The 27,000-nt window shown below is 56.0% G+C and carries 32 protein-coding genes; 19 read left to right on the forward strand and 13 right to left on the reverse strand.

All coding sequences use genetic code 11. The annotated features are described in order from the left end of the window. Window positions 1-44: 44 nt before the first annotated feature. On the reverse strand, window positions 45-1,151 hold the full coding sequence (gene zapE / locus K0J45_RS16870; protein WP_220043403.1) for a cell division protein ZapE: 1,107 nt from the start codon (window positions 1,149-1,151) through the stop codon (window positions 45-47). A gap of 310 nt (window positions 1,152-1,461) precedes the next feature. Here zapE and degQ point away from each other — a divergent pair, with 310 nt between their 5' ends. Both degQ and degS read left to right on the forward strand, forming a co-directional pair. Continuing rightward, window positions 1,462-2,814 carry a Do family serine endopeptidase DegQ gene (degQ, locus tag K0J45_RS16875; protein WP_144202716.1) on the forward strand — a complete coding sequence of 451 codons (1,353 nt, stop codon included), beginning with the start codon at window positions 1,462-1,464 and terminating at the stop codon, window positions 2,812-2,814. Window positions 2,815-2,951: 137 nt separating this feature from the next. After that, the gene (degS, locus tag K0J45_RS16880) at window positions 2,952-4,031 is read left to right on the forward strand and encodes an outer membrane-stress sensor serine endopeptidase DegS (protein ID WP_220043404.1); all 1,080 of its coding nucleotides are present in this window, start codon (window positions 2,952-2,954) and stop codon (window positions 4,029-4,031) included. A 118-nt stretch (window positions 4,032-4,149) separates the two neighbouring features. On the opposite strand, the gene K0J45_RS16885 is transcribed toward degS, so the two are convergent. The 8 genes from K0J45_RS16885 to K0J45_RS16920 form a co-directional block, all read right to left on the reverse strand. After that, a complete protein-coding gene (locus tag K0J45_RS16885) occupies window positions 4,150-4,308 on the reverse strand; it encodes a hypothetical protein (RefSeq protein WP_186300622.1) in 159 nt (52 codons plus the stop codon). A 152-nt stretch (window positions 4,309-4,460) separates the two neighbouring features. Next, window positions 4,461-5,720 (reverse strand): UDP-N-acetylglucosamine 1-carboxyvinyltransferase, encoded by a 1,260-nt coding sequence (gene murA, locus K0J45_RS16890; RefSeq protein ID WP_011867094.1) that lies wholly within the window; start codon window positions 5,718-5,720, stop codon window positions 4,461-4,463. Window positions 5,721-5,735: 15 nt separating this feature from the next. Further along, the gene (locus tag K0J45_RS16895; protein ID WP_011867095.1) at window positions 5,736-5,987 is read right to left on the reverse strand and encodes a BolA family protein; all 252 of its coding nucleotides are present in this window, start codon (window positions 5,985-5,987) and stop codon (window positions 5,736-5,738) included. A gap of 15 nt (window positions 5,988-6,002) precedes the next feature. Further along, complete coding sequence (locus K0J45_RS16900) at window positions 6,003-6,296, reverse strand: STAS domain-containing protein (protein WP_220043405.1); 294 nt, start codon at window positions 6,294-6,296, stop codon at window positions 6,003-6,005. Continuing rightward, entirely contained in the window at window positions 6,296-6,949 is a 654-nt protein-coding gene (locus tag K0J45_RS16905) for an MlaC/ttg2D family ABC transporter substrate-binding protein (protein ID WP_220043406.1), read from the reverse strand. The genes K0J45_RS16900 and K0J45_RS16905 overlap by 1 nt, the downstream gene beginning before the upstream one ends. Before the next feature lie 11 nt (window positions 6,950-6,960). Then, the gene (mlaD, locus tag K0J45_RS16910) at window positions 6,961-7,434 is read right to left on the reverse strand and encodes an outer membrane lipid asymmetry maintenance protein MlaD (RefSeq protein WP_011867098.1); all 474 of its coding nucleotides are present in this window, start codon (window positions 7,432-7,434) and stop codon (window positions 6,961-6,963) included. A gap of 71 nt (window positions 7,435-7,505) precedes the next feature. Then, window positions 7,506-8,291, reverse strand: a complete 786-nt coding sequence (gene mlaE, locus K0J45_RS16915) for a lipid asymmetry maintenance ABC transporter permease subunit MlaE (protein ID WP_144202706.1) — start codon at window positions 8,289-8,291, stop codon at window positions 7,506-7,508. Further along, window positions 8,278-9,087 carry an ATP-binding cassette domain-containing protein gene (locus K0J45_RS16920; protein ID WP_086023639.1) on the reverse strand — a complete coding sequence of 270 codons (810 nt, stop codon included), beginning with the start codon at window positions 9,085-9,087 and terminating at the stop codon, window positions 8,278-8,280. The genes mlaE and K0J45_RS16920 overlap by 14 nt, the downstream gene beginning before the upstream one ends. Window positions 9,088-9,321: 234 nt before the next feature. On the opposite strand from K0J45_RS16920, the gene K0J45_RS16925 reads away from it, so the two are divergent. From K0J45_RS16925 to K0J45_RS16995, 15 genes are all read left to right on the forward strand, one after another. Then, a complete protein-coding gene (locus K0J45_RS16925) occupies window positions 9,322-10,281 on the forward strand; it encodes a calcium/sodium antiporter (RefSeq protein ID WP_011867101.1) in 960 nt (319 codons plus the stop codon). 33 nt (window positions 10,282-10,314) lie between these two features. Beyond that, window positions 10,315-11,292, forward strand: a complete 978-nt coding sequence (locus K0J45_RS16930; protein WP_220043407.1) for a KpsF/GutQ family sugar-phosphate isomerase — start codon at window positions 10,315-10,317, stop codon at window positions 11,290-11,292. A gap of 1 nt (window position 11,293) precedes the next feature. Continuing rightward, window positions 11,294-11,845 (forward strand): 3-deoxy-manno-octulosonate-8-phosphatase KdsC, encoded by a 552-nt coding sequence (gene kdsC / locus K0J45_RS16935; RefSeq protein ID WP_220043408.1) that lies wholly within the window; start codon window positions 11,294-11,296, stop codon window positions 11,843-11,845. After that, on the forward strand, window positions 11,842-12,399 hold the full coding sequence (lptC, locus tag K0J45_RS16940; RefSeq protein WP_011867104.1) for an LPS export ABC transporter periplasmic protein LptC: 558 nt from the start codon (window positions 11,842-11,844) through the stop codon (window positions 12,397-12,399). The genes kdsC and lptC overlap by 4 nt, the downstream gene beginning before the upstream one ends. Continuing rightward, entirely contained in the window at window positions 12,386-12,931 is a 546-nt protein-coding gene (gene lptA / locus K0J45_RS16945) for a lipopolysaccharide transport periplasmic protein LptA (RefSeq protein ID WP_144202702.1), read from the forward strand. Before lptC ends, lptA begins: the two co-directional genes overlap by 14 nt. Then, a complete protein-coding gene (lptB, locus tag K0J45_RS16950; RefSeq protein ID WP_011867106.1) occupies window positions 12,928-13,659 on the forward strand; it encodes an LPS export ABC transporter ATP-binding protein in 732 nt (243 codons plus the stop codon). Before lptA ends, lptB begins: the two co-directional genes overlap by 4 nt. Window positions 13,660-13,793: 134 nt before the next feature. Next, a complete protein-coding gene (locus K0J45_RS16955) occupies window positions 13,794-15,281 on the forward strand; it encodes an RNA polymerase factor sigma-54 (protein WP_220043409.1) in 1,488 nt (495 codons plus the stop codon). A gap of 30 nt (window positions 15,282-15,311) precedes the next feature. Further along, window positions 15,312-15,599, forward strand: coding sequence for a ribosome hibernation promoting factor (hpf, locus tag K0J45_RS16960; protein WP_011867108.1), 288 nt, complete (start codon window positions 15,312-15,314; stop codon window positions 15,597-15,599). A gap of 2 nt (window positions 15,600-15,601) precedes the next feature. Next, window positions 15,602-16,045 (forward strand): PTS IIA-like nitrogen regulatory protein PtsN, encoded by a 444-nt coding sequence (gene ptsN / locus K0J45_RS16965; protein ID WP_011867109.1) that lies wholly within the window; start codon window positions 15,602-15,604, stop codon window positions 16,043-16,045. Further along, window positions 16,042-16,890, forward strand: coding sequence for an RNase adapter RapZ (gene rapZ, locus K0J45_RS16970; RefSeq protein WP_011867110.1), 849 nt, complete (start codon window positions 16,042-16,044; stop codon window positions 16,888-16,890). The genes ptsN and rapZ overlap by 4 nt, the downstream gene beginning before the upstream one ends. Continuing rightward, the gene (locus K0J45_RS16975) at window positions 16,883-17,158 is read left to right on the forward strand and encodes an HPr family phosphocarrier protein (protein WP_220043410.1); all 276 of its coding nucleotides are present in this window, start codon (window positions 16,883-16,885) and stop codon (window positions 17,156-17,158) included. The genes rapZ and K0J45_RS16975 overlap by 8 nt, the downstream gene beginning before the upstream one ends. A gap of 100 nt (window positions 17,159-17,258) precedes the next feature. Continuing rightward, on the forward strand, window positions 17,259-18,626 hold the full coding sequence (mgtE, locus tag K0J45_RS16980) for a magnesium transporter (RefSeq protein ID WP_220043411.1): 1,368 nt from the start codon (window positions 17,259-17,261) through the stop codon (window positions 18,624-18,626). 104 nt (window positions 18,627-18,730) lie between these two features. Beyond that, the gene (locus K0J45_RS16985) at window positions 18,731-19,414 is read left to right on the forward strand and encodes a response regulator transcription factor (protein ID WP_011867113.1); all 684 of its coding nucleotides are present in this window, start codon (window positions 18,731-18,733) and stop codon (window positions 19,412-19,414) included. 11 nt (window positions 19,415-19,425) lie between these two features. Next, window positions 19,426-20,688, forward strand: coding sequence for a sensor histidine kinase (locus K0J45_RS16990; RefSeq protein ID WP_220043412.1), 1,263 nt, complete (start codon window positions 19,426-19,428; stop codon window positions 20,686-20,688). 119 nt (window positions 20,689-20,807) lie between these two features. Next, window positions 20,808-21,056, forward strand: coding sequence for a hypothetical protein (locus tag K0J45_RS16995; protein ID WP_220043413.1), 249 nt, complete (start codon window positions 20,808-20,810; stop codon window positions 21,054-21,056). Window positions 21,057-21,137: 81 nt separating this feature from the next. On the opposite strand, the gene K0J45_RS17000 is transcribed toward K0J45_RS16995, so the two are convergent. From K0J45_RS17000 to mnmC2, 3 genes are all read right to left on the reverse strand, one after another. Then, the gene (locus K0J45_RS17000; protein WP_041406740.1) at window positions 21,138-21,350 is read right to left on the reverse strand and encodes a hypothetical protein; all 213 of its coding nucleotides are present in this window, start codon (window positions 21,348-21,350) and stop codon (window positions 21,138-21,140) included. A 246-nt stretch (window positions 21,351-21,596) separates the two neighbouring features. Next, entirely contained in the window at window positions 21,597-23,141 is a 1,545-nt protein-coding gene (locus K0J45_RS17005) for an FG-GAP repeat domain-containing protein (protein ID WP_220043414.1), read from the reverse strand. Window positions 23,142-23,304: 163 nt separating this feature from the next. Continuing rightward, the gene (mnmC2, locus tag K0J45_RS17010; protein ID WP_220043415.1) at window positions 23,305-24,015 is read right to left on the reverse strand and encodes a tRNA (5-methylaminomethyl-2-thiouridine)(34)-methyltransferase MnmC2; all 711 of its coding nucleotides are present in this window, start codon (window positions 24,013-24,015) and stop codon (window positions 23,305-23,307) included. A gap of 384 nt (window positions 24,016-24,399) precedes the next feature. Between mnmC2 and rarD the strand changes: the two genes are divergently transcribed. Then, the gene (rarD, locus tag K0J45_RS17015) at window positions 24,400-25,326 is read left to right on the forward strand and encodes an EamA family transporter RarD (protein ID WP_220043416.1); all 927 of its coding nucleotides are present in this window, start codon (window positions 24,400-24,402) and stop codon (window positions 25,324-25,326) included. Here the strand turns inward: rarD and K0J45_RS17020 are convergent. Continuing rightward, entirely contained in the window at window positions 25,246-25,881 is a 636-nt protein-coding gene (locus K0J45_RS17020) for an esterase/lipase family protein (protein WP_220043417.1), read from the reverse strand. The two genes, rarD and K0J45_RS17020, sit on opposite strands and share 81 nt — an antisense overlap. A 105-nt stretch (window positions 25,882-25,986) precedes the next feature. Here K0J45_RS17020 and K0J45_RS17025 point away from each other — a divergent pair, with 105 nt between their 5' ends. Then, entirely contained in the window at window positions 25,987-27,000 is a 1,014-nt protein-coding gene (locus tag K0J45_RS17025) for a class I SAM-dependent rRNA methyltransferase (protein ID WP_220043418.1), read from the forward strand.

Here is a 27,000-nt window from a genome sequence, read left to right on the forward strand (position 1 = left end):
ATGGCGAAAGGGCAAAAAGCGCCCTTTATCGGTTGAAACTCGCCCTATGGCAGGTGTTCCAGTGCCAGATAATCGTGAGACTGCATCTCGGTCAGGCGCGAGCGGCAGCGTCTGAATTCGAAACTCAGCAGCCCCTGGGTGTAGATCTCCTCCAGCGCCACCTCGGCCGAGATGATCAGCTTCACATGACGCTCGTAGAACTCATCCACCATGGCCAGGAAACGGCGGGCGATGTCATCCCCCGTGCTCTGACTGCCCATCTGCTCGACGCCGCTAAGTAGTACGGTGTGATAGAGACAGGCCAGCTCCATATAGTCGCGCTGACTACGGGGGCCGTCGCACAGGTCACGAAAATCGATCAGCAACACACCCTGGGCCTGTTGACGTATGGCGATTTCGCGACCGTCGATATCTATCGCCTCACGGGAAACTTCTGACTCGGGCGCCAGCTGCTGGAAGTAACTCAGCAGGTTCTTGTCGGCCTGAGGATCCAGTGGATAATGATAGATCTCCGCCTGCTCCAGGGTGCGTAGACGATAGTCTATGCCGCTGTCGACATTCAATACCTGACAGTGCTTGTTGATCAGCGCAATCGCCGGCAGGAAGCGCGCCCGCTGCAGGCCGTTACGATAGAGCTCATCGGGAATGATGTTTGAGGTGGCGACCAGGGCCACCCCTTCGGCAAATAGTGCCTGAAACAAAGTGCCCAGCAACATGGCGTCTGTGATGTCGGAGACGAAGAACTCGTCGAAACAGATCACCTGATAACGCTCGGCCATGCGCTTGGCGATCACCAACAGGGGATCTCTCTGTCCCTTAAGGCCGTCGAGATCCAGATGGATCTGATGCATGAAACGGTGAAAGTGCGCCCTGAGCTTACGCTCGCCCGGCAGGGCATCATAGAAGGTGTCCATCAGATAGGTCTTGCCGCGCCCTACCCCGCCCCAGAGGTACAGGCCCTGCACCGAAGGCGCTGGCTTAGCCAGGAAACCCAGTAGTTTCGCCATCCCCGAGGGCTTTTTCTGCGCCGCCAGCAACTCATCATAGACACGTTGCAGGGCCTTGACCGCCTGCTCCTGAGCTGGGTCATAGGAAAAGTCATCACGTTGTAGATCGGCTTGGTAATGCTGCCAGGGGGTGAGATGCGACACTGAAATTATTCTCTTCTATCCTTAATTCAACCGCCAAATGGTATCACGACAATCGATCCCAGGGTATATGTGGGCCAAGCTAAAACCTTGGCTGACACAGACAAGCCTGCATGGGACCGCCAGGGCTGTATCGCTCACTAGTCGATGAAGACTAACGAAAAATTAACCTTTGTTAATCACCTGAACTTTATCGAGAAGGCGATAGTCGGATTGAGTAACACTGCATTATTTAATCACTTGATTTACGTCCGAGTAGCCTTATATCTACAGAGTCATAAGTTCATAATTGCAACATTGGAGTCATGAATAGATGAAAACGAAATTATCACTACTTTCCGCCGCACTGCTCGGCGCGAGCCTGATGGTTATGCCTGCCGTTTCTCAAGCCGCCATTCCACTGGCCGTCGACGGGCAAGCGCTGCCCAGCCTGGCCCCCATGCTGGAGAAAACCACCCCAGCCGTGGTTGCCGTCGCCGTTTCTGGTACCCATGTTTCTAAGCAGCGTCTGCCCGACGCCTTCCGCTACTTCTTCGGCCCTAATGCCCCGAGAGAGCAGGTGCAAGAGCGTCCCTTCAAGGGGCTGGGTTCTGGCGTCATCATAGATGCTAAGAAAGGCTATATCGTCACCAACAACCATGTGATCGAAGGCGCCGACGAGATCTTGATTGGCCTGCACGATGGTCGTGAGATCGAGGCCAAGCTCATCGGTACCGATGCCGAGTCAGACGTGGCCCTGCTTCAGATAGAAGCCAAGAACCTGGTGGCCCTCAAGCGCGCCGACTCGGATGAGCTCAAGGTCGGCGACTTTGCCGTGGCTATCGGTAACCCATTCGGTTTAGGCCAGACGGTCACCTCGGGTATCGTCAGCGCCATGGGCCGCAGCGGCTTAGGCATAGAGATGCTGGAAAACTTCATTCAGACAGATGCGGCCATCAACAGCGGTAACTCGGGCGGCGCCCTGGTGAACCTCAACGGTGAACTGATCGGCATCAACACCGCCATCGTCGCCCCGGGCGGCGGGAACGTGGGTATCGGCTTCGCGATCCCCGCCAATATGGTCAACAACCTGGTGGATCAGCTGATCGAACACGGCGAGGTGCGCCGCGGCGTGCTGGGTGTCAGTGGTCGTGACTTAGATAGCGAGCTGGCTCAGGGTTTCGGCTTGGATTCGCAGCACGGTGGCTTCGTCAACGAGGTGATGCCTGACAGCGCCGCCGACAAGGCGGGCATCAAGGCTGGCGACATCATAGTCAGCGTCAACGATAAGCCGATCAAGTCCTTCCAGGAGCTGAGAGCCAAGATAGGCACCATGGGCGCCGGCGCCAAGGTGAAACTGGGTCTTATCCGCGACGGCGATGAAAAAACGGTCACCGCAGTATTAGGCGAGGCGAGCCAGCAGACAGAAACCGCGGCGGGTGCCGTACATCCAATGCTGGCGGGTGCCACCCTGGAGAACAACAAGAAGGGGGTCGAGATCACCGAGATCGCCCAAGGTTCTCCGGCGGCGGCCAGTGGCCTGCTTAAGGGCGATATCATAGTCGGGGTAAACCGTACCCGTATCGAAGATCTTAAGGAGCTCAAGGCGGAGCTGAAGGAGCAACACGGCGCCGTGGCCCTGAAACTGCTGCGCGGTGACAACAGCCTCTATCTGGTTCTGAGATAAGGCGCACTAGAGGCCATGACAGGGTTTAGACACCCGCATCATGGCCTCTTTTATTTCCAGCTTATGCACTTAGGCCAATAGTGCCCTATAAATAAACATGTTAATCTAACGCTACTTTTCCCACAGCACCTTAAATCATGACGCTTAAAGACACGGTAATTTACATCGCGAAAGCAGTTTTTTTCGGCCTTATCATGGCCGCCGTCTTTCTGGTCATCACCCCATGGATAACAGGCACTGCCAATCACGGCAACTTCTTCCAGAACCGGGGACAAAACGGGATAGAACTCTCCTTCTCTCAGGCAGTACGTCGCGCGGCACCCGCCGTGGTCAACATCTATAGCCTGAGCATAGATCAGAGCCGCCCGCTTAACTCGGGCTCCCTGCAAGGCCTGGGTTCAGGCGTGATAATGAGCAAAGAGGGTTACATTCTTACTAACTATCACGTGGTCAAGAAGGCGGACGAGATAGTGGTCGCCCTGCAAGATGGCCGCAAGTTTACCTCAGAGGTGGTGGGGTCAGACTCTGTCACCGATCTGGCGGTGCTTAAGATAGAGGGCGATACCCTGCCCGTGGTGCCCATCAACTTGGACGTGCCGGCACAGGTGGGCGACGTGGTTCTGGCCATAGGCAACCCCTATAACCTGGGGCAAACCATCACCCAAGGGATCATCAGCGCCACCGGTCGTAACGGCCTAAGCTCGGGTTATCTGGACTTCCTGCAGACAGATGCCGCCATCAACGCGGGCAACTCGGGCGGCGCGCTTATCGACACCAGCGGCCGACTGATCGGTATCAACACCGCCGCCTTCCAGATTGGTGGCGAGGGTGGTGGCCACGGCATTAACTTCGCCATCCCCATCAAGCTGGCCCACAGCATCATGGGTAAGCTGATCAAAGATGGCCGGGTAATACGTGGTGCTCTGGGGATCACAGGCGAGGCAATCAATCCTGTGATGGCGCAGATCCTCAACCTGCCGGATCTGACCGGTGTCATGGTCACAGGTGTGGATCATCAGGGACCGGCCGCTCAGGCCAAGCTGAGACCCAGAGACGTGATCACTAAGTTTAACGACGAGACCGTTCCCGGCGTCGAGATGCTGATGGATAGGATTGCCGAGACGCCACCTGGCACTCAGGTGACCATGACCATCATCCGCAGCGGCAAGTACTATGAGGTACCTGTCACCATAGGGGAAAACTTAGGCTCTGAGTAACGGGCTCTGAATAATAGCGACCAAAGTCCGCAGACAAAAAAGCCAGCAATCGCTGGCTTTTCTTTTATCTATTCTCTAGTGATCTCTAGGTACTTGCTTAAACCCTGAACTTAAGCCCTTAGCTTGGGCTCTTAAATAGCCGCAACCAGAAACCACATTCGAGCAGCGCGCCGACGACCAGCAGGCTCAAGGCCCCCAGGTGCATGCCCACGCCGTAACAGATTAGGGCGCCGATCAGCAGCCCCACTAATAACGCCATCCTTTTGCCATGTGCCATATACTCTCCTTAGCATATTCAAATTGGCCTACCCACCAATCATAAGCTTAGCCTATGTAAATTACCTGCATTATTTTGTGACCAGTTGCGTCATCCATGCTTCAGGCACAAAAAAGCCACCCTAAGGTGGCTTTATTATGATAAAGAAAAGCTTAGCTGACCCGTACGACCTCGCCGCCCAGGCCCTTAAACTTATCTTCGATATGCTCGTAGCCTCTGTCGAGGTGATAGATGCGATCGACCGTGGTTACGCCATCGGCCACCAGGCCGGCGATAACCAAGCTCGCCGAGGCGCGCAGATCCGTTGCCATCACCTGAGCGCCATTGAGCAGCTCACAACCCTTGATGATACAAGTATTGCCTTCCAGCTCCATGTTGGCGCCCATGCGGATAAGCTCGGGCACATGCATGAAACGATTCTCAAAGATGGTCTCGGTAATGGTCGCCGTACCTTCCGCTAGGGCGTTGAGTACACAAAACTGCGCCTGCATGTCTGTCGGGAAACCTGGGTAAGGCATGGTCTTGATGTTGACCGCCTTGGGGCGTTGCCCCTGCATGTCCAGCTCGATCCAATCTTCGCCCGTGGTAATGCTGGCGCCGGCATCTTCGAGCTTGGCGAGCACGGCCTCTAGGGTCTTAGGATCGGCATCGACACAACGTATCTTGCCCTTGGTTACCGCCGCGGCTACCAGGAAGCTGCCGGTCTCGATACGGTCTGGCATCACGCGATATTCGCAGCCGCTGAGCGATTCGACACCCTGGATGCGAATGGTATCGCTACCGGCGCCGCTGATCTTAGCGCCCATGGCGTTAAGGCAGTTGGCGAGATCGATCACTTCTGGCTCACGGGCCGCGTTCTCGATCACCGTCTCGCCGTCGGCCAGGGCCGCCGCCATCAGCAGGTTCTCTGTGGCACCCACGCTGATCATGTCCATGAAGATATGGGCGCCCTTGAGACGACCATCGACGCGGGCCTTGATATAGCCCTCTTTCACTTCGATCTTCGCGCCCATCTGCTCCAGACCATGCAGGTGCAGGTTTACCGGGCGGGCACCGATGGCGCAGCCACCGGGCAGAGAGACGTCGGCGGTGCCGTAACGAGCCAGCAAGGGCCCCAAGATCAAGATAGAGGCGCGCATGGTCTTCACCAGCTCATAGGGCGCGCAGAACTCGTTGAGATGGGTGGTAGAGATGGTGATCTTACCCTCGTCGCTACGGCTCACCTCGGCACCAAGACAGCGAAGCAGCTCACAGCTGGTGTTGACGTCCCTAAGGTTAGGCACATTGCTGACCACAAAGTCTGTCTCGGCCAGCACACCGGCCATCAGGATCGGCAGGGCGGCGTTCTTGGCGCCAGAAATCACCACGTCACCGGCCAGTGCACCACTGGCCTGAATTGTTAATTTATCCACTATGAGTCTCTAGCCTTACATGTTGAAGATTTTTTCACGCTTCCACTGCGTAGGGGTAAAGGCGTTGATAGTGATGGCATGCAGCGCCCCACTGGTCACATGTTCCATCAAAGGGCCGTAGATCATCTGCTGTTGCTTCACGCGGCTCACACCGTCGAAACACTCACCGACGGCAACAATCTTATAGTGTGTCCCATCCTGGCTCACGTGTACTTCATCCAGTGTCAGCGCTTGGCTAAGCAGCTGTTCAATCTCATTACATTCCATAAACGGATAACCCTTTTATTTGGCTTCTTCGGTGAAGAAGTCTTGTAAATCATATAAATCTATTAACTTTTGCAGTTGCGCCGGCGGATTGCAGAGCACCAGCGACTGACCCTTCTTCTGCTGCTCTGCCACCAGATGCAGCAGCAGCGCGACACCAGCGCTGTCGCTATAGGAGACGCCGGCAAGATCCAGTCGGTCACAGGCACCATTGAGTAGCGTCTCCAGCTTAGGCCAGAGCTCCACCACCGCCGCCTGAGACAGCTCACCGCTTACCTGGCACTGCCCCGCCGCCTGGTTAAAGCTCAGCATTATAGCTTAGTCCCCTTGTTAACCAAGCTGATATGGTTATCTGTATGGGTCTCCAGCTCTTTTATTACCGCATCTATGCCATTTTGGCGGATCAGGTTAGTGATCTCCGCGCTCTTAGAGGAGAGCAGGCTCACCCCTTCGGCTACTAGATCGAACGCCTTCCAGGTATCGTCCTTCAGGCGACGCACCCTGAAGATCAGCTTGATGGGCGGACGGCCCTGCTCGATGATCTGCACGTTGACATCTACCATCTTCTCACCGTCGAACCCCTTAGCCGGGGCAAACTCCACCTGCTGATCGGTATACTCGGTAAATGCCTGGGCATAAGTCGCGATAAGATAGGTCTTAAAGGCTTCGGCGAAGCGCTCGCGCTGCTCCGGCGTACTCTGACGCAGGTAGGGCCCCATCACCTTATAGGAGGCATACTTATAATCGATATAAGGCATCAACTCGTCAGAGACTATCACCTTAAGATGGTCTGGATTGGCCTGAATTGTGGCAATATCCTGATGAAAACGGGCAAAAGTCTTGTTGGCCACAGATTCCACCATGGCATAGGGGTCCCTGGTATTGACCGAGATCTCCTCGGCGCTAACCGCACCGCCGATCAGCAATACCATGGAGGAGAAGAGTACTTGCAACAACTGTTTCATATTCGTCCCTATTAATTTTCTTTAGACTTCATACTGTATAAGAACTGGCCGATGAGATCTTCGAGCACTAAGGCCGAGTGAGTGTCGTCGATACGATCGCCATCTTTGAGCATGCCGATATCGTCCATCACAAATCCTGGCGTCAGTCCCAAGAACTGCTCGCCCAGCAGACCCGAGGTGAGGATCGACAGGCTACTGGTCTCGGGAAACTGATCGTATTGATTGTCCATGGCCAGCTCGACCACGGCCACCAGTTCCTCAGGATCCAGGCTGATGTTCGTCACCCTGCCGACCACCACGCCACCCACCTTGACCGGTGAGCGCACCTTGAGGCCACCTATGTTGGTGAACTTGGCATACAGGGTGTAGTGGCTCTGGCCAGGCTTCACCTCGACATTGGCCACGTTGAACACCAACACCAGAAAGGCCATCAGGCCCGACAGAATAAACAAGCCAACTAATAGTTCAATTTTTCGAGTCAACATACTCAATTACCACTCAGTTCTATACATACCACGACGGCAAATATATAGGTTTATCCATAAACAAAATTTAATCAGCGGCCAAACATCATGGCCGTCAACAGGAAGTCTAACGCCAACACCGCCAGGCTGGACTGCACCACGGTTTGGGTGGTCGCCCGGCTGATCCCCTCGGGATTGGGGATCACATGATAGCCGCGATACAGGGCTATCCAGGTCACCACTACGGCAAATACCAGGCTCTTGATCAGACAGTTCACTATGTCCTGACGCCACTCCACCGAGGCCTGCAGGATAGACCAGAAGCTACCGCTGTCGATCCCCTTCCATTCCACCCCGACCAGATGGCCGCCATAGATGCCCACGGCGGTAAACATCAGCGCAAGTAGCGGCAGGCTGATCACCCCAGCCCAGAAGCGCGGCGCGATCACCTGACGCAGGGGATCTATAGCCATCATCTCCAGGCTGGAGAGCTGCTCAGTGCTCTTCATCAAACCTATCTCGGCGGTGAGTGCCGAGCCGGCGCGTCCGGCAAACAGCAGCGCGGTCACCACTGGCCCCAGTTCACGCAGTAGACTGAGCGCCACCATGGGCCCCAGGCTGTCTTCGGTGCCGAAACCCACCAAAATATTATAGCCCTGCAACGCCAGCACCATGCCGATGAAGAGGCCGGAGACCAGGATGATCACCATGGACTGCACGCCAATCACGTACAGCTGCTTGATCAGCAGAGGCGTGCCCTTACGCACCCTAGGCATCTTGGCGATGGCGCCCCACAACATGAGTCCGGCACGTCCCAGGCCGGTGACGCTATCGATCGCACCACGACCTAAGCGGGCGATTTGATCAATCACGCTCACCTAACATCTCCTTCTGGTAATCCTGGGCGGGAAAATGAAACGGCACGGGCCCGTCGGGCTCGCCGCCGATAAACTGTTTCAACTTAGGATTGTCTGCCGCCTTCAGCTCGGCTGGCGTGCCGTGGGCGATCACCTTCTTGTCGGCCAGCACATAGACATAGTCGGCGATCCCCAGCACCTCTTGCACATCGTGGGAAACCACCACAGAGGTGAGGCTCAGCGCATCGCTCAGCTCGCGGATCAGCTTTACCAGCACCCCCATAGAGATGGGGTCCTGTCCGGCGAAGGGCTCATCATAGAGCACCAGCTCAGGCTCCAGGGCGATGGCGCGGGCCAGGGCCGCACGTCTCTGCATACCGCCGGAGAGCTCACTCGGCATCATCTGCGCCGCGCCTCTTAGCCCCACTGCTTCGAGCTTCATCAGCACGATACGGCGAATGATCGCCTCGGGCAGGTCAGAGTGTTCCCGCAGGGCAAAAGCCACGTTGTCGAACACATTCATGTCGGTAAACAGGGCGCCGCTCTGAAACAGCATGCTCATGCGTTTGCGCAGGGCAAACAGCTCGCTGCGATTGCATTTATGCACGTCAACGCCATCGACCTTGATGACCCCCGAGTCCGGCCGCAGCTGACCACCGATCAACTTAAGTAGGGTGGTCTTGCCTATGCCACTGGGTCCCATGATGGCGGTCACCTTCCCCCTGGGGATGGTGAGGCTGACGTCGTCATAGATAACATGGGTGCCACGACTGAAGCCCAGATGGCTGATCTCCACCAATGGCTGCACGTGTTCCATCGGCGCTTGTTCCATTGGCTTAGTCTCACCCTTGGCTTGGCTGTCATGACTTAACGATTGATGACTCATAACGGGACCTAATGCGTTCCATGGTTAGGCGGCAGGAAAAGAGACAAATTGTACGAAATTGACGGATTGTGCACAACTGAATCGACACTATCTTTGCGCAATACTTTCAATTTTGTTCAATTCCAGCGAAAATGCGCGGCAGACTCTTAAACAAAAAGATTTTCAATGCTATTTAATATTTTCTTACTGATTGCTGGTTTGGGTGCCCTTGTCTGGAGTGCCGACAAATTTGTCTTCGGCGCCGCGGCATTCGCCCGTAATCTCGGCCTGCCGCCCATGTTAATTGGCCTCACCATAGTCGCCATGGGCAGCTCGGCCCCGGAAATGTTTGTGGCAGCCACCGCCTCCCTCGAAGGCATGACAGACACGGCCATAGGGAATGTGCTGGGCTCCAACGTCGCCAACATCACGCTGATCCTGGGAATCACCGCCCTATTAGGCGCAATCTCGGTAAGCTCACAGACACTCAAGCGGGAAATCCCTATGATGCTAGGCGCTACGGCGCTGGCGGGCTATTTCCTTCACGATGGTCAGTTGACCCGCGTCGAGGGCTTGGTGCTGATGGCACTCTTCTTCGCCCTCATGGGGTATCTGATCTGGCATGCCATCGTCAACAAGGAGAAAGATCCCCTGATCGACGAGGCCGAGAGCGAGGTGCCTAAAGATGTGCCTACGCCTAAGGCGATCCTCTGGCTGGTGATAGGCCTAGTGCTGCTGCCCCTGTCTGCCGACTGGATGGTGCAGGGCGCCGTGGGTATCGCCAAGGCCTTCCATATGTCAGACTTAGTCATAGGCCTGACCATTATCGCCGTCGGCACCAGCCTACCTGAACTGGCGGCCTGTGTGGCAGGCGTGCTGAAGAAAGAGGACGACCTTGCCATAGGCAACGTGGTCGGCTCTAACCTGTTTAACATTCTTGCGGTTTTGGCGCTACCCGCCCTTATCGCCCCAGGCGCGGTGGATGCCGCCGCCAGCAGTCGCGACTTTTACATGGTGATGGCAACCAGTGTTGCCCTGGCCATACTGATTTTATTAACCGGCAAGGCCCGCCAACTACGCCCCTGGCATGGCGGTGTGTTATTAGCAACTTTTATCGCGTACCAAGTCACGCTTTTCCTATCCTAATAACGTTTAGGCCGACAAAATAGAGAGAACAAGATGGTAGATGCAGATCAATTACGTCAATGGGGACGCAAGGTTATCGATACCGAGCGCAACGCGCTGGACAACCTGTATCAATATGTCGACTCGAGTGAATTTGCCAAGGCCTGCCAACTGATCCTCGCCTGCACCGGCAAGGTGATCGTGATGGGCATGGGCAAATCCGGCCACATAGGTAACAAGATCTCGGCCACCCTGGCCAGCACAGGCACCCCAGCCTTCTTCGTCCACCCCGGCGAGGCCAGCCATGGCGACCTGGGCGTGCTGAGCGAGAACGATATCGTACTTGCCATCTCCAACTCGGGCGAGGCCAGTGAAATTTTAACCCTGATGCCTGTGATCAAGCGCATGGGGCTGCCAGTCATCGCGGTGACGGGCAAACCCGAATCCAACATGGCCAAGCATTCGGTAGTTCATCTGTGTATCGAGGTACCGGAAGAGGCCTGTCCGCTCGGACTGGCGCCGACCTCGAGCACCACGGCGACGCTCGTCATGGGCGATGCCCTGGCGGTGGCCCTGCTGCAGGCCAGAGGCTTCACCAAAGATGATTTTGCCCTCTCCCACCCCGGTGGCAGTCTGGGACGCAAGCTACTGCTCAAGGTGAGCGACGTGATGCACAAGGGTGATGACTTGCCTCTGGTGGCCGAAGATATCTGTATCACTGAGGCCCTGTATGAGATCTCCAAGAAGGGGCTTGGCATGACAGGCGTGGTCAACAGCCAGGGCCTGCTGGTCGGCATCTTCACCGACGGCGACCTGCGCCGGGTGATCGACGCCGAGATCAACCTGCGCAAGACCTCCATCTCAGAGGTGATGACCCATGGCTGCGTCACCGTCAGCGAAGGCATCTTAGCCGCCCAGGCCCTCAAGGTGATGGACGAGAAGGAGATCAACGGCCTGATCGTCACCGACGAGCAGCAGAAGCCGATTGGCGCACTCAATATGCTGGACATGGTCAAGGCGGGGGTGATCTAACATGGCACATCAAGGTTTCTACGGCCCGATAACCGACGCGGTCTGGCAAAAAGCCAAACAGATCAAACTCTTGATCTGCGACGTCGACGGTGTATTCTCCGACGGTCTGGTCTATATGAGCAACTCGGGCGACGAACTCAAGACCTTCCATACCCGCGACGGCTATGGCGTCCGCTCGCTGCTGACCAGCGATATTCCGGTGGCCATCATCACGGGGCGTAAGTCGCAGATAGTGGAAGATCGCATGACGGCCCTGGGTATCACCCATATCTACCAGGGCGTCGACAACAAACTCGAGCCTTATCAGGAGCTGCTTAACCTCTATAAGGTGACGCCGGAAGAAGTGGCCTATATCGGCGATGACATGGTGGATCTGCCCGTGATGGAGAAGGTAGGCCTGTCTGTCTGCGTGGCCGACGGTCACCCCTATGTGCGCCAACACGCCGACATGGTTACCCACATCAATGGCGGCCACGGCGCACTGCGTGAACTGACGGATCTCATCCTGCTCAGCCAGGATAAGTTTGCCTCGGCCCACGGAATGAGCATATGAACAGAGTCACGCTGGCGATCATCGCCTTCTTCGGCACCGCACTGATCCTCTATTGGCAGGTTCAGTCGAAAAAGGGCAGCGAAGAGCTGGCCCTGGATAATGTCGATCGTCCCGACTACATAGTCAGAGATCTCAAGAGCGTGCAATACAATGATGAGGGTGGTATCAACAGCCGGGTATCGGCCAGTCACATGGAGCACTACGCCGAGCGCAACCAGACCTACTTTACCCAGCCCATCTATCTGGTCTACCCCGACAACGGCGATGCCCAGTGGCGCCTGAGGTCCACCAAGGGCACACTGGACAAAAATAGCGGACGGGTCACCCTGGAAAATAATGTTATCATTGATGCCATTAGCCCAGAGGAACCGATTCAGACCATAGAGACCACCTATCTGGAGCTGGATCTCAATACTATGATTATGACATCCGACAGAAGCATTCGGATCACAGGACGTGATTTCCTCATCACGGGGGAAGGCTTATATGCCGATCTCAACGCCCAAAATATAAAACTGACGAGTCAGGTAGAAGGAACATATGAAACTAAATAGCCTTATTCTTGCGGGCCTGCTGCCCCTGGTCAGTATTGGCGCCCATGCCAAGGTGAACGACCTGCTGCAAGAGGTTAAGATCTCTGCCGCCAGCCAGGAAGCCGACATTAAGAACAACCAGATCATCTTCCACGGTCCGGTCGAGGTCACCCAAGGCTCTATCAAGATATTGGCCAGTGAACTGCGCGCCTTCAGCAAAGAGAAGAACAGCGGCAAGATACTGATCGCCACCGGCAACCCAGCCACCTACTCTCAGGTGATGGAAGATGGCCGTCCCGCCTCGGCCAGCGCCAAGGAGATACGTTACGAGCTTTCCAGCCGCACCCTGACGCTCATTGGCGACGCCACCCTGGAACAGGAAGGCAGCCAGGTCACGGGTTCGCAGATCCGCTACAACATAGAGCAGCAACAGCTGATCGCCGAGAGCACAGGCAAAGACAGAGTGATCACCATCATTCAGCCTGAGAACTATCAGGAACAGATCCAGCCAGAGCAGAAGCCCGAGAAGAAACCAGAACAGGAAAAACAATGACAGACCTGATCTTGAAGGCGGAGAACCTCGCCAAGAGCTATAAGAGTCGTGCCGTTGTCCAAGACGTGAGCCTCACGGTAAAGACCGGGCAGATCGTCGGCCTGCTGGGGCCAAACGGCGCCGGCAAGACCACCACCTTTTACATGGTCGTCGGCCTGGTACAGAGCGACAAGGGCCGCATCTTTATCGACGATGACGACCTGACGCTAGACCCAATGCACCTACGCGCCCGCAAAGGCATAGGCTACCTGCCGCAGGAAGCCAGTATCTTCCGTAAGCTCTCGGTGCGGGACAACATCATGGCCGTGCTCCAGACCCGCAGCGATCTTAATAACGATGGCCGCGAAGAGGAGCTGGAACACCTGCTGGAAGAGTTTCACATCACCCATATCCGTGACAGCCACGGCATGGCGCTCTCGGGCGGTGAACGTCGCCGGGTGGAGATCGCCAGGGCGCTTGCCGCCAACCCTAAGTTTATTCTTCTCGACGAGCCGTTCGCCGGGGTCGATCCCATCTCGGTTATCGACATCAAGAAGATCATCGAGCAGCTTAAGAATCGCGGCCTGGGGGTGTTGATCACCGACCACAACGTGCGCGAAACATTAGACGTCTGCGAGAAAGCCTATATCGTCAGCCATGGTAATCTGATCGCCGAGGGCACACCCGCCGAAATCTTAGACAACCAGCAAGTACGAGCAGTGTACTTAGGTGAACAATTCAAGCTATAGTTAATCTTATAATGGGGCCACAGAGGAAAAACCATGCGTTAATTGTGGCTTTAGGCACTATCCGATATATTTGTCCGGCACATATAGCCAGAGCTTTCTCATTTTATAATTAGAAACAAGGGAATAGCAGTACGATGAAAGCGTCACTTCAGCTCAAAATGGGTCAGCATCTCACCATGACGCCCCAGCTACAACAGGCCATACGTCTGTTGCAGTTGTCGTCATTAGAGTTGCAGCAGGAGATCCAGCAGGCATTAGAATCCAACCCGCTACTGGAGTTGGATGAAGAGCAGGAGAGCGCCAGCATCGAGCTGCAAGACGATAGCGTCAGCGACAGCTTCGACAACAAGTACGACGACAAGATAGAGCTGGATTCGAGCCAGGATAATTCAGGGGTCGAGACCTCAGACGCCCTGACTCAAGACTCAATGCCAGACGAGCTGCCGGTGGATACCACCTGGGATGAGGTCTACACCGCCTCACCAAACTCAAGCTCGGGCGCCATGCGCGACGACGACATGCCTTTTCAGGGCGAGACCAGCGAAGGTCTATACGAACACCTGGAATGGCAGAAGAACCTGACCCCTTTTTCCGATAACGACCTGGCCATCGCCACCGCCATCATCGACGCCATCGACGAGCGCGGTTACCTGACCCAGACCTGCGAAGATATTCTCGAGGCCATGGGCGACCCAGAGATCGAACTCGACGAGGTCGAGGCGGTACTCAAACGGGTACAACACTTCGACCCCATTGGTGTGGCGGCCCGCGACCTCAGCGAATGTCTGACGATCCAGCTGGCCCAGTACAGCGACGATACACCGCACATAGCCAACGCCCGCATGCTGATCAAAGAACACCTGGATCTCATCGCCGGACGCGACTTCCGTCTGCTGATGCGCAAGACCAAGCTCAAGGAAGATGAACTGAGGGATGCCATCGCCCTGATCCAGACCCTGAATCCCCGTCCAGGCCTCGCCATCACCGCCAGCCGCGACGAGTACGTGATCCCGGATGTGACCGTCACCAAGAAGAAGGGACGCTGGGTAGTCGAGCTTAACCCAGACAGCATGCCCAAGATCAACGTCAACCAGCAGTATGCCGCCATGGCCCGCAGCACTAAGAGTCAAGCGGATGGCCAGTTTATTCGCGGCCACCTGCAGGAAGCCAAATGGTTCCTCAAGAGCCTTGAGAGTCGCAACGAGACCCTGCTCAAGGTGACCAACTGTATCGTCGACTTCCAGCAAGGCTTCTTCGAATTTGGCGAAGAGGCGATGAAGCCCATGGTACTGAACGACATCGCCGAGGCGGTGGAGATGCATGAATCCACCATCTCACGTGTGACCACGCAAAAATATATGCATACCCCGAGAGGGATCTTCGAGCTCAAATACTTCTTCTCCAGTCACGTCGGTACCGACGATGGCGGAGAGTGCTCTTCAACAGCAATACGTGCCTTCATTAAGAAGCTGGTTGCTGCGGAAAACCAGAAAAAGCCATTGAGCGACAGCAAGATGGCTCAACTCTTGGCCGAACAGGGGATTAAGGTGGCTAGACGCACCATTGCCAAGTATCGCGAGGCAATGCTTATACCGCCCTCGAATCAGCGCAAGAGCTTATAAAACAAACCTGGAAACTGGAGGACTATCTTTATGCAAATAAACCTGACTGGGCACCATATCGAGATCACCCAATCTCTACGAAGCTACATCGAAGAGAAATTCACAAAGCTTGAACGTCATTTCGATCAGATCAATAATGTGCACGTTGTATTAAATGTCGAAAAGTTGCAACAGAAGGTTGAGGCAAAGTTACATCTCCGTGGCGGAGAAGTGTTCGCAACATCCGAACATGCGGACATGTATGCCGCGATAGACTCCCTGATTGACAAACTCGATCGTCAGGTCATTAAACACAAAGAGAAGCTTACTAAACATTAACGATGGAACTGAGTACCATCCTGCGGCCGGAGTGCACCACCTGCGCCACTCCGGGCAGTAAGAAAAAGGTACTGGAGCTTATCAGCGACTTAGCCGCTGTCCAGTACCCCACCCTCTCCTCTCAAGAAATATTTGAAAGCCTTCTGGCTCGAGAGAAAATGGGCAGCACAGGTATAGGCAATGGTATCGCGATTCCTCACGGACGGCTGACTAACATAGATCAACCCGTGGCCGTACTGGTGAAATGTGCTGAACCAATTGCATTCGATGCCATTGACAATCAGCCCGTCGATATCCTTTTTGCGTTATTGGTGCCCGCAGATCAATGCGAGCAACATCTTAGCACCCTGGCCGCTATGGCCGAGAAGCTCAATGATAAGGCGATCATGAAGCAGCTAAGAAAGACCCAAGATGAATCCGAACTCTATCAGGTGATCACCCAATGAAATTGGTTTTGGTATCCGGACGCTCAGGATCGGGAAAATCCGTCGCACTCAGGGTCCTAGAAGATCTAGGCTACTACTGTGTCGACAATCTGCCCTTGCAGATGATGGAGTCCCTGCTGGAGCAGCTCAAGGGGCGCAGCGATCTCGTGGCCATCAGCGTCGATGTGCGCAACATGCCCAGCGAAGAGATCCAGCTGGAAAAGCAGCTGGCCAAGCTCCCCAAAGATACCGAAATCTTAAGTTTCTTCCTGAACTCAAGCGACAATGTACTGCTCAAGCGCTACAGCGAGACCCGCAGGCTACATCCGCTGTCGCGCTCTAAGGTCTCCCTCAAGGAGGCAATTCAGCTCGAGGGCAAGCTGCTCGACCCCATAGCTAAACTGGTGGATCACTATATCGACACCTCTAACCTCAACATCTATGAGTTGAGCGACAAGGTGCGCGAGATCCTGCTGGGCACGGTCGACAAGGAGCTGGTGATCAACTTCGAGTCCTTCGGCTTTAAATATGGCATGCCGACCGAAGCCGACTTCATGTTTGACGTGCGCTTCCTACCCAATCCCCACTGGGAAACTGAGCTGAGGCCACTGACTGGCCTGGATGAGCCAGTGCAGCAGTTTCTGAGCCAGCAACCCCTGGTCAACAAGTTCATCTGGCAGATCGAAAACCTGCTGGAAACCTGGTTGCCTCACCTGGAGCGCAACAACCGCAGCTACCTCACCATAGCCATCGGCTGCACCGGCGGCCAGCACAGATCTGTCTATGTGACCGACCAGCTCGCCAAGCTGTTCAACAAGGGCAAGCATAAGGTTCAGGCGCGCCACCGAGAGCTAAAGCATGACTAAGTTGGCTCGCGAGCTGACCATCTGCAACAAGTTGGGCCTGCACGCCAGAGCGGCGACCAAGCTGGCGGTGCTCGCCGCTAAGTTCGACGCCGAGGTCACTCTGATCCAGGGCGATAAACAGGCCTCCGCCGCCAGCGTACTCGGCCTCCTGATGCTCGAAACCGGCATGGGTAAAACCATCACCATCACCAGCGAAGGCAAAGATGCCCTGGCGGCCCTGGATGCCATCAGCGCCCTTATTGACGCCAAATTCGATGAGGCCGTATAATCGGCTCGCTTTGCGGTGCCCGCTTAATTTCGTCCTATACTTATCATAGACTTACAAGCCTACCACCCAAGCCGTTCAATCAACTGCCAAAGGAGGAGCTATGCCGATCGAAGTGTTAGATAGTGAAACCACAGATCAACGCCTTAATCAGCTCACTCAAGCCTTAGGCAGCGGCATGTTTGTCCATGTGCGCAGCATGCTGCACGACATGGCCGCCTCTGATATCGCCTTCATCCTGGAATCCTCTCCGCCGCGCACCCGTCAGGTGCTCTGGCAGCTAATCGATCAGCAGCACACGGGGGAGATCCTCGACGAACTGGGCGAAGAGCTCAAAGATACCCTGATCACCCAGATGAGCCCCGAGCGCGTCGCCAAGGCGGCCGAAGGCATGGACACGGACGATCTGGCCTACATACTGCGTAGTCTGCCCGACAGCGTCTTCAATCAGGTGTTGCAGTCGATGACGGCGCAAGACAGAGCCAGGGTGGAGCAAGCCCTTTCCTACCCGGAAGACACTGCCGGCAGTATCATGAACACGGATACTGTCACCGTGCGCCCCGATGTCACCATAGACGTGATCCTGCGTTACCTGAGGATCCGCGGCGAGCTGCCCGATGCCACCGATACCCTCTATGTGGTGGATAAGCGCGACAGCCTGCTGGGCGGTGTGCGCATTACCGACCTGCTGACCTGCGACCCCAATGCCTCGGTGCGGGAGATCATGAACGACGATCTCGAAGGGATCCCCGTGGGTATGGATGACGGCGAAGTCGCCCAGCTGTTCGAGCGTCACGACTGGGTCTCGGCCCCCGTGGTCGAAGAGGAGACCAACCGTCTGCTGGGGCGTATCACCATCGATGATATCGTCGACGTGATCCGTGAAGATGCCGAACACTCCATGATGGGGATGGCGGGGATGGACGACGACACAGATACCTTCGGCCCAGTGGTCAAGAGTACCCTGAGGCGCTCCCTCTGGCTGACCATCAACCTGTTTGCCGCCCTGCTGGCCGCCTCGGTCAGCAACATGTTCGAGAACACCCTGGAGCAGTTTGCCACCATCGCCATCTTGATGACCATAGTCCCCAGCATGGGTGGCGTCGCCGGCAACCAGACCCTGGCGCTGGTGATCCGCGGTATCGCCCTGGGGCAGATAGGCCAGAGTAACTCCCGCTGGCTGATCGGTAAGGAACTGGCCATCGGCTTTCTCAACGGCCTGCTCTGGTCCATGCTGGTATTTGCCGCCGTCTGGCTGTGGAAGGGCGACATTGCCCTGGGCGGACTGATCGGCGGCGCCATGCTGATCAACATGACGGTGGCCGGTCTGGCCGGCGCCTGTATCCCACTGCTGCTGAAGAAATTCAATGTCGATCCCGCACTGGCCGGTGGCATGGTGCTGACCACGGTCACTGATGTGATCGGCCTGTTCGCCTTCCTCGGCCTGGCGACCCTGTTCCTGCTGCATTGACACCTAGGCGCATCTCAAAGCTCAATCGGATGCGCTTGAATTTCAATGTTATCGACATCTTTTTCACGCTAGGATAGGTAGAGTCATCCGGCCAGAGAACTGTCATGCAAAATACTCAAATACTCATCATAGAAGATAATGCCGATGTCGCCGGTGTCCTGGGGGACTATCTCGAATCCCAAGGAGCTCAGGTGGATTATGCCAGCAATGGCGAGCTCGGCCTGCGCCTCGCCACCGAAGGGCACTTCGACGCCATAGTGCTGGATCTCATGCTGCCCAAGATGGACGGCTACGCCGTGGCCAAGGCCCTACGTCAGCAGGGCTCCAGCGTGCCCATATTGATGCTGACGGCGCTGGACGACAAACAAGATCTGCTGCAAGGCTTTCATAGTGGCGCCGACGACTATCTGACCAAACCCTTCGATCTCGATGAGCTACATGTACGCCTGCTGGCGTTGATTAAGCGTCAGCTCGGGCGCGTCGCCCAGGGCTGTCAGCAGTGCGGGCCGCTCACCCTCAACATCGCCGAGCACACCGCCTATCGTGATGGCAAGAAGCTACAGCTGACCCCAAGCTGCTATCAGATCCTCCACCTGCTGATCTCCCGCGCGCCTAACGTGGTAAAACGTGAGGAGATAGTGCAGCACCTGTGGGGGGAAGAACCGCCCAACAGCGACATCTTGCGCAGCCATATGTACCAGCTGAGAAATCAGGTGGATAAACCCTTCGACACCCCCATCATACTCACCGTGCCTAAGATAGGCTTTCGGTTAGACGTGAATCAATAGAGGCCCCACAGGTGCAAAAAACCGCCAAGAGTCTGACTCGCAAGCTAAGTTTCTACTTCGGGGGGATCGCCCTCTTGGTGGCCGCCATCCTCTACCTGCTCAGTATATTTATCCTCTACTGGGTCGAAGATGAGCTCAACCGCCGCAGTCTGGAGCAGATAGCGCCTAGTGCTAAGGCGGCATTCGAGCAGGGCGCCGAGTCGCCGCTGGTGTTGAGCACCACTATCGTCGCCTATAACGATGCAGCCAGCTTACCCGATGAATATCAAGGCATTGTCGATCTGCCCGTCGGTTTTCTCGATGAACTGCACGATACCTTCAAGGAGGATATCTTCATCTTTCGCGGCCAATATGGCGAAGGCGAGGCGACACATCCCCTGATTCTGGTGATGAATGCCGAGCAGGTAGAGCTGAGCCGTAACGAATGGAACAATATCAGCCTGGTGATCCTGGCCGTCACCCTGATGTTGTTTGCCCTGTTCGGCTTTGCCATCACATTGCTCACCCGCAGGCTTATCGCGCCCATTCGCGCCATCAGCGAGCAGCTCGAGGACTCGGAGGGCGACCAGAGTTTTCGCGTCTCCAAGGATGCCACCCAGGAATTTCATGCCCTCACCGCCAGCCTCAACCATTATCAGCAGCAGATCGCCCAGCTGATCCGCCGGGAACAAGCCTTCTCCCGCTACGCCAGCCATGAACTGAGAACTCCGCTGACCATTATTCAAGGCGCCAGCCGTCTGCTGGAACAGGAGGGCAAGCCAGAGTTTATGCAACGACAGCGAAGCCGTATCGCCAAGGCCGCAAGCAATATGCAGCACATCATAGACGCGCTGCTGAGCCTGGTGAAACAGGAGAAGGGGCTGAGTTCACCCGACCTCAGGCCGCTACAGGAGAAAGAGCTAAAGCAGATCCTTGCCGAGGTCGAACCGCTGGCGAGCCAGAAACAGATCCAATTAGGCCTCACCCTAGATGCCACGCCGCAGATAGCCCCCAGCGAGGCGGTACTGCGCATGTTACTGATCAACTTGCTCAATAACGCCATCAACGCCAGCGACAGCGGCTGTATCGCCATCAGCGTCGACGATGAGGGGATCTCGGTGAAAGATCAGGGCCGCGGCATGAGCAGCAGCGACACTCGCCCCCAGGGCCATGGCTTAGGGCTGGAGATAGTCGAGGCCCTGTGTCAGCGTTATCAGTGGCGTTTTAGCCTCAGCAATTGCGACAAGGGCTGCATCGCCAGGTTGCACTTTCCTGCATCAACCCATGCCTCCTGATGGTGCAAGATAGGCGCTGAGCCGAGTAATCGCTCACTCAAGACCCAGTTTTTCGCCTGTCATCTAATTGGCATAAGTTTCGCTTATCCTAGCGCGGTCACGCACTAGGAGGCTTTCCCTTGTTTTCACTCAAGACACAATGGCACACCAATGACACTGACGCCTTTTGGCAACCTCAATTCGACGGAGAACCAAGCCATGAAGAAGTGCCTTACCCGCACCCTCTAGGCGGTCATCCACAGCGGGGCGCGATAGATGCGCGGCTAAATGCGCTAGGTCGGGAAGAGATAGGCCAGAGCCAGCAGCTCAGCCTAAATCGGGAAATCATGACACTGGTCGCCGAACAGGCCAGGTTATCGCTCAACTAGGCTATCAAGCTCAACAAAATTGTTAAGCTCGGCCACCGGCGAATCAATAGCGCGGCGAAAAGGCGCTAGGATAGTAAGCCGCTAACGAGAACGCGGCGTAATATTGGAGAGACTATCGAAGAATCTCTGCCTCTGCTTCTCGGCATCGAAGCGGCGCACCATCTGCCACTCCTGATACAGGGCAATTGCAAACCCTATGACCACCACCAACAAGCATCCGGCTCCCAGGTAGGTGATGATATTTACTGCGACATCTGCTCCTGCAGAACTGCTGGCGCTGCCAAAACCTATCATACACAACCCTTACACTTAGTCTCTGAGTGACCAGGAGTCACCTTCGACCTCAGGGTAGCGATGAAAAATTAAACAAAACTTAAGCCAATTAGCCCCCTCGAGAGGGATTTGTGTTAGTGAGAGCTAACTCACTGAAGCAGAGCGGGTTATTACCATCTAATCGAGCGCGGCTTAATTGCGACAAAGTGTATCACCAGGTCCGAGCCACCTTGCCACGACCGACACAACTGGCAAAACAGCCAAGGGCTATTGGGTCATGATCACCAAAAACTGGCTCTGCAGCTCGGCCTTATCCTGCCTGCCATACTTGATAAGCAGATCCGCCTTACCGTCTAAATTAAGATCTTCGCTGCTGAGCATGTCGCCATCGATAGGCAGGGTGAGCTTGAGGCTTTCCTTACGATCGAAGGGCTTGCCCTTGGCACTACCCAGAAACAGATCAAGCTCTGTGTCGCCGTCGGACAGCAGTAGATCCTGACGCTTGTCGCCATCGATATCCGCGAGCTTTACCACCGGCGCACCGCTCTGGCCCGAGGTCAGGCTGAAACTCAGCTCCACCGACTTGCTCATGTTCGGTTTGGCGGCGAAACGCCGCTTATCGTCCATGGTAAACAGGTGCACGTCCTGATCTATACTGCCCGACACCAGGGCGCCGATGATCTGCGACAGGCCGATATCGAACCCGGACACCAACACCTCGCTGCGACCATCTAGGTCGATATCCACCAGCTCGAAGCCCGTCAGGGTACCATCGCCGCGGATCACGCTCTGGGGCTGCTTGCCAAAGCTCACACCCTTGTCACCCTTCACCCCTAGATAGATCTCATAGTCGTTAACCCTATCCAGCACCCCTGAGCTCTTGGTGTAGCGCACCACCATATCCACAAGGCCGTCGCCATCGATATCCTGCAGCGCCTCGACCTTGCGATAGACGAGATCGCTCTGATCCAGCGCCTCGCCATAGGCATCACGTCTGTCCCACCAATCCAGGCCGCTGATCGCCTGACTCACGGGCTGGAATCTGGGGTAGCTCTCGAACTTGCCATCCTGATGTTGGGCATAGATCTCAAGCTCCCCCTCGCCCACCTTGATGATGTCGTCGCGACCATCGAAATTCATATCGGCAACATAGAGCTTGGTCTCGCTGTAGCGTGCACCATCGCGATAGAGCAGCACCTTGGGCTGGATCGCCAGGGTCTGGGCCTGCCAGCCATCCTCCTGACTGAGGAAGAGCTGTGTCTGCTCAAACTGGCCCACGATAAAGTCGTCACGGCCATCGCCGTTGAGATCCCGCACAAACTCGCCGCGGGCAATAAACTCGATGCGCGGCTTCACCACCAGCGGCGCCACATCAAGCAGCTCGCGAAGCGCCAGCCCTTGGTCGCTGACCGTCAACACAGAGAGATGAGCGCGCGACATGAAGTAGACGGACTGCAGTGAATCGGCCTGCTGTGGCTTGCCCTGCTTTGGCTTAGCGCTGACATCGTATCGATAGAGATCGCCAGGCAGAGGCATCTTATGCAGCAGCCGATACTGGCTGCTTTCGCCATCTAAGCCATAGATGGCGAGCCATTTGGTCTGACGGTCATCGACGCCGATTGCCAGCAGCTCCTTGTTGGCATCGCCGACTAAGTTGAGGCTCTCCAGCGGATGGGTGAGCTTAAAACCTGTATCTATGGTTTGAGAGACGAAGGCCAGTGGCGCCTTATCGGCTAAGACCTGCATGGAGCAGAGCAGAGTCAGGCTGGCGGTGAGCCAGGGGGCGAGGGCACGAATTGCCGGTATTTTCACAGATCATTTCCCTATGTGAAGCGAGTTGGGTTCTAATCTATCGATTCCCGGCGAAAAATAAAGTTCAGTTAATGACTTGTTACAAACAAAAAAGTGCTCGAGGTAGCCCGCAAGTTTAATCGGATCTCACCTAACGATTCCGACTTACTCTTCCTGTCCCGGCTTATTCTTGATTTCCCGGCTGAGTCTTCCAGGCACGGGTCATCTCCCGGCGACCCAGGGCCCCCGGATGAGGCTTCACCTTAAAACCTGCGGCCTTCAGATTACGCTTGAACTGGCCGTTGGCACAGTAGCTCACCAGCATGCCGCCCGGCATCATCATAGGAAAGAGGCGATCGAAGTTATCCAGGGTCCAGAGCTCGGGCTGCTTACTTGGCGCAAAGCCGTCGTAGAACACCAGGTTGATGGAATTATCCGGCAATTCCAGGCTATCCCAAGTACCGTGGATCTTATGCAGCACGAAGCCGGGAAACAGGGTGACATCTTCGCCCCAGGGCGCGCTATGCAGGCGATCGAACAGCTCGTGCAGCGCAGGCTCCAGATGCTCCTTGTAGTTCAGCTGAGCGATCACCTCGCTAGGAACGGGATAGGCCTCTACCGTCACGAAACGGATCGGCCTTGTGAGCCTATCCGGCTTGCCATCGCTGCCCAGCACCCGCTTGAGTGTCAGCATGGCGTTCATGCCCGAGCCAAACCCCAACTCGAGAATATTCACCTGCTCGAAGCTGGGGTCCAGATCGGCAAGGCCCGACTGGATATAGACATGTTCAGACTCGCTAATGGCGCCGTTATGGGCATGATAACTGTCGTCAAACAGGCTGCTCATCAGGGTGTGGGAACCATCCTTGGTCATCTGTACATGGATCTTGTTCATTCTCGGCTCATCAACGATATTTGCTGGGGCCAGATTGTACCTTAGACCCAGCCCCGACATGCAAGTCTTTCCCATACCACCTGACCAGGCTCCCACTAAAAACAAAAAGCACCGCGAGTGATCAAGCTCACAGCCAAGAAGCCATAGGAATGGGAAAATCCGCCCCACTTTCAGTCATCTAGATGAAGCTGGGTATTTTACCCACGTGACTTGGCATCTCACTTGCCAATGCGTCGACAGCTAGTGCCTCACCAGCTAGCGCTTTTCGAGATCAGGCCAAGGGGCAGGCCCAAGAGCCTGAGTATCGGACGAGAGAGCGATGACAAGGCAGTGCCCAGCACACAACCCAATACAAACATAAGCAAATAATACTTACGAGCCCCTATGCCCAGCCACACCCTAGTTAGCGCCAAAGGTAACGCCCTGGCGATCGTCTCCTTTCTGCTATGGGGGCTTCTGCCCCTCTACTATCAGTTTCTGCCGGGCGCGGATATCACTGAGATGCTGGCGATTCGCCTGCTCTGCTCTGTGCCTTTCATGCTGCTGGTCTTTCTACTGCTTGGCAAACCTCTGCCCCGTTTGACACTGCTTAAGGCCAATCTTCCCTCGGTCGCCCTGTGCGCGCTAGCTTCGCTTATCATGTGCGTCTCCTGGTACAGTTTTACCTGGGCACTGACCCATGGTCAGGTGTTGGCGGCGAGCCTGGGCTTCTTCATCAACCCGCTGTTTGCTATCGGATTGGGGGTGCTGTTTCTAAAAGACAGGCTGACTGTCGCCCAGAAATGGGCTGTACTGCTCGGCACTCTGGGCATTGGCTACATGGTGATGGCCTATGGTCAGCTCCCCTGGCTGGCACTGTTGATGGGCAGCTTCTTCGCCCTCTATGGCCTGTGTAAGAAGTTTATCCGCTTCGACTCGCTTACCTCTGTCACCATAGAGGCGGCGCTGCTCACCCCGATCGCCGCCGGCTATCTGTTCTGGCTCAGCGCCACCGGCCAGAGCGAGGCACTTTCGAGCGGCACGGGCACACTACTGCTTTACATGGGGTCGGCGCCCGTAACTCTGCTACCGCTGATCTTCTTCGCCCTGGCGATTCGTCACACCAGCCTCTCCATGGTCGGCCTGCTGCAGTACATAGAACCCACCATGCACTTCTTGCTGGCGATCTTCCTGTTTAACGAGACGTTCGATAGCGTCAAGGCGGTGAGCTTCGCCCTCATCTGGGTTGGGCTACTCCTCTGCTCGCTGGAGGCCCTGCCCGGTCTGTGGCGCAGTCTCGCCACCCGGCGACAACTGCACCACCCCAGCTAGGATCTCTGCCACCACGCGGCGACTGAAGATCATCGACAGATGTAGCGGTCGCCAGATCACCCGATTGTTGGCCCCCGGCCAATGGGAGCTGCGACTCGGCACTATGGTGAAATCGATGGGCGTGCGAAACGAGTAGAGGGCAATCCCCTCCAGGCGTTCCTGGCAAGCGGCGAGCTGAGACAACAACTGACTCTTTGGCCTCAGCTCACGCATCGCCCGCGACGGATAGGGCAGCCAGGCGAGATAGCTGCCATGATGGGGAGAGGAAATAGAAAACAGCGCCTTGGTGCGTTTTTCGCCCCCCAGATGCTGTAGGTAGTAACGGGCAACTATGCCGCCCATGCTAAAACCGATGAGGCAGATGGTCTCATCCTCGGCCAGGGCTGCCTCGATATGGCTTTGCAGCTGTTTCGCCGCAAAGGCTATCCCACGCCTGCCATCGAAGGGGGCCAGGGTTGGTGTCAGGCACTCATAGCCCTGACGCTCAAACTGACGCCGCATCCATCCCATCACCTGGCCGGTGTTAAAGATCCCATGGACTAACACGAGTTTCATCCCTTCGCCCTCTCGCTAACGTCTGAGTTAATCGCCCCCAAGGGGCAAATATTTGCTATGATCCGCGCTCACTCCAGCATACCACCGATTAGGGATCATAAGATCATGTCGAACGCCGACCTGCTGCGCCAGGCGATCAGCCAAAGAACCGAGCTACTCGCCGCGGCACAAGCCGCCAACACCAACTGTTTTCGCGTGTTTCACGGCACGGTCGAGGGGATAGACGGCCTCACCATAGATCGCTATGGCGACGCCTGGCTGATCCAATCGTTTCACCAGAGTCTGACGCAAGAGGAGCTGGAATGCCTCGGCCAAGAGCTCAAGCAGACTCAAGATCTCCCCGTCATCTACAATGATAGATCCAATAAAAACTCTCGAATTCTCAACCCACTGACGCCTGAACTCGACGCCTTCGCCAGCGCCGAGCAGGAGATGACGGAAAATGGCATCCGCTTCATCAGCAAGTTACGCCACGAAGGGCAAGATCCCCTGCTGTTTCTCGACATGCGTGTCGGCCGGGAATATGTGAAGGCCAACAGCCAAGGCAAGTCCGTGCTGAACCTGTTTTCCTACACCTGCGGCATAGGCACGGCCGCCGCAGTCGGCGGTGCAAAATCTGTCACCAACGTCGACTTCTCCTCCTTTGCCTTGGCCGCTGGCCGCCGCAACGCCGAACTCAATGGGGTGAGCGGCAGGTGTGAGTTTATTCAGAGCGATGCCTTTCCCGCCATGCGCCAATTGGCGGGCATGAAGGTGGGCGGACGCCGCAACCAGAAACTCCCCAGCTACCCTAAACTGGCGCCGCGTCAGTTCGATCTGGTGTTTCTCGATCCGCCGCGTTTCGCCAAGAGCCCCTTCGGCACTGTGGATCTGATCAACGATTATCAGAGCCTATTCAAACCCGCCATGCTAGCCACCAAGGTGGGCGGCACCATAGTCTGCTGCAACAACGTCGCCAAAGTAGAGCGTCAGGTTTGGCTCGACGCCTTGATTCGCTGCGTCGAGAAGCAGGGACGGCAGGTCGCCAGCTTCGAGTGGATCCATTGCCACCAGGACTTCCCCTCCTTCGACGGCAATCATCCGCTTAAGATAGTGGCGCTCACCTTGGCAGATCAGTAA

The sequence above is a fragment of the Shewanella alkalitolerans genome, assembly GCF_019457575.1.
In the GTDB taxonomy this organism is placed as follows: Bacteria; Pseudomonadota; Gammaproteobacteria; order Enterobacterales; family Shewanellaceae; genus Shewanella; species Shewanella loihica.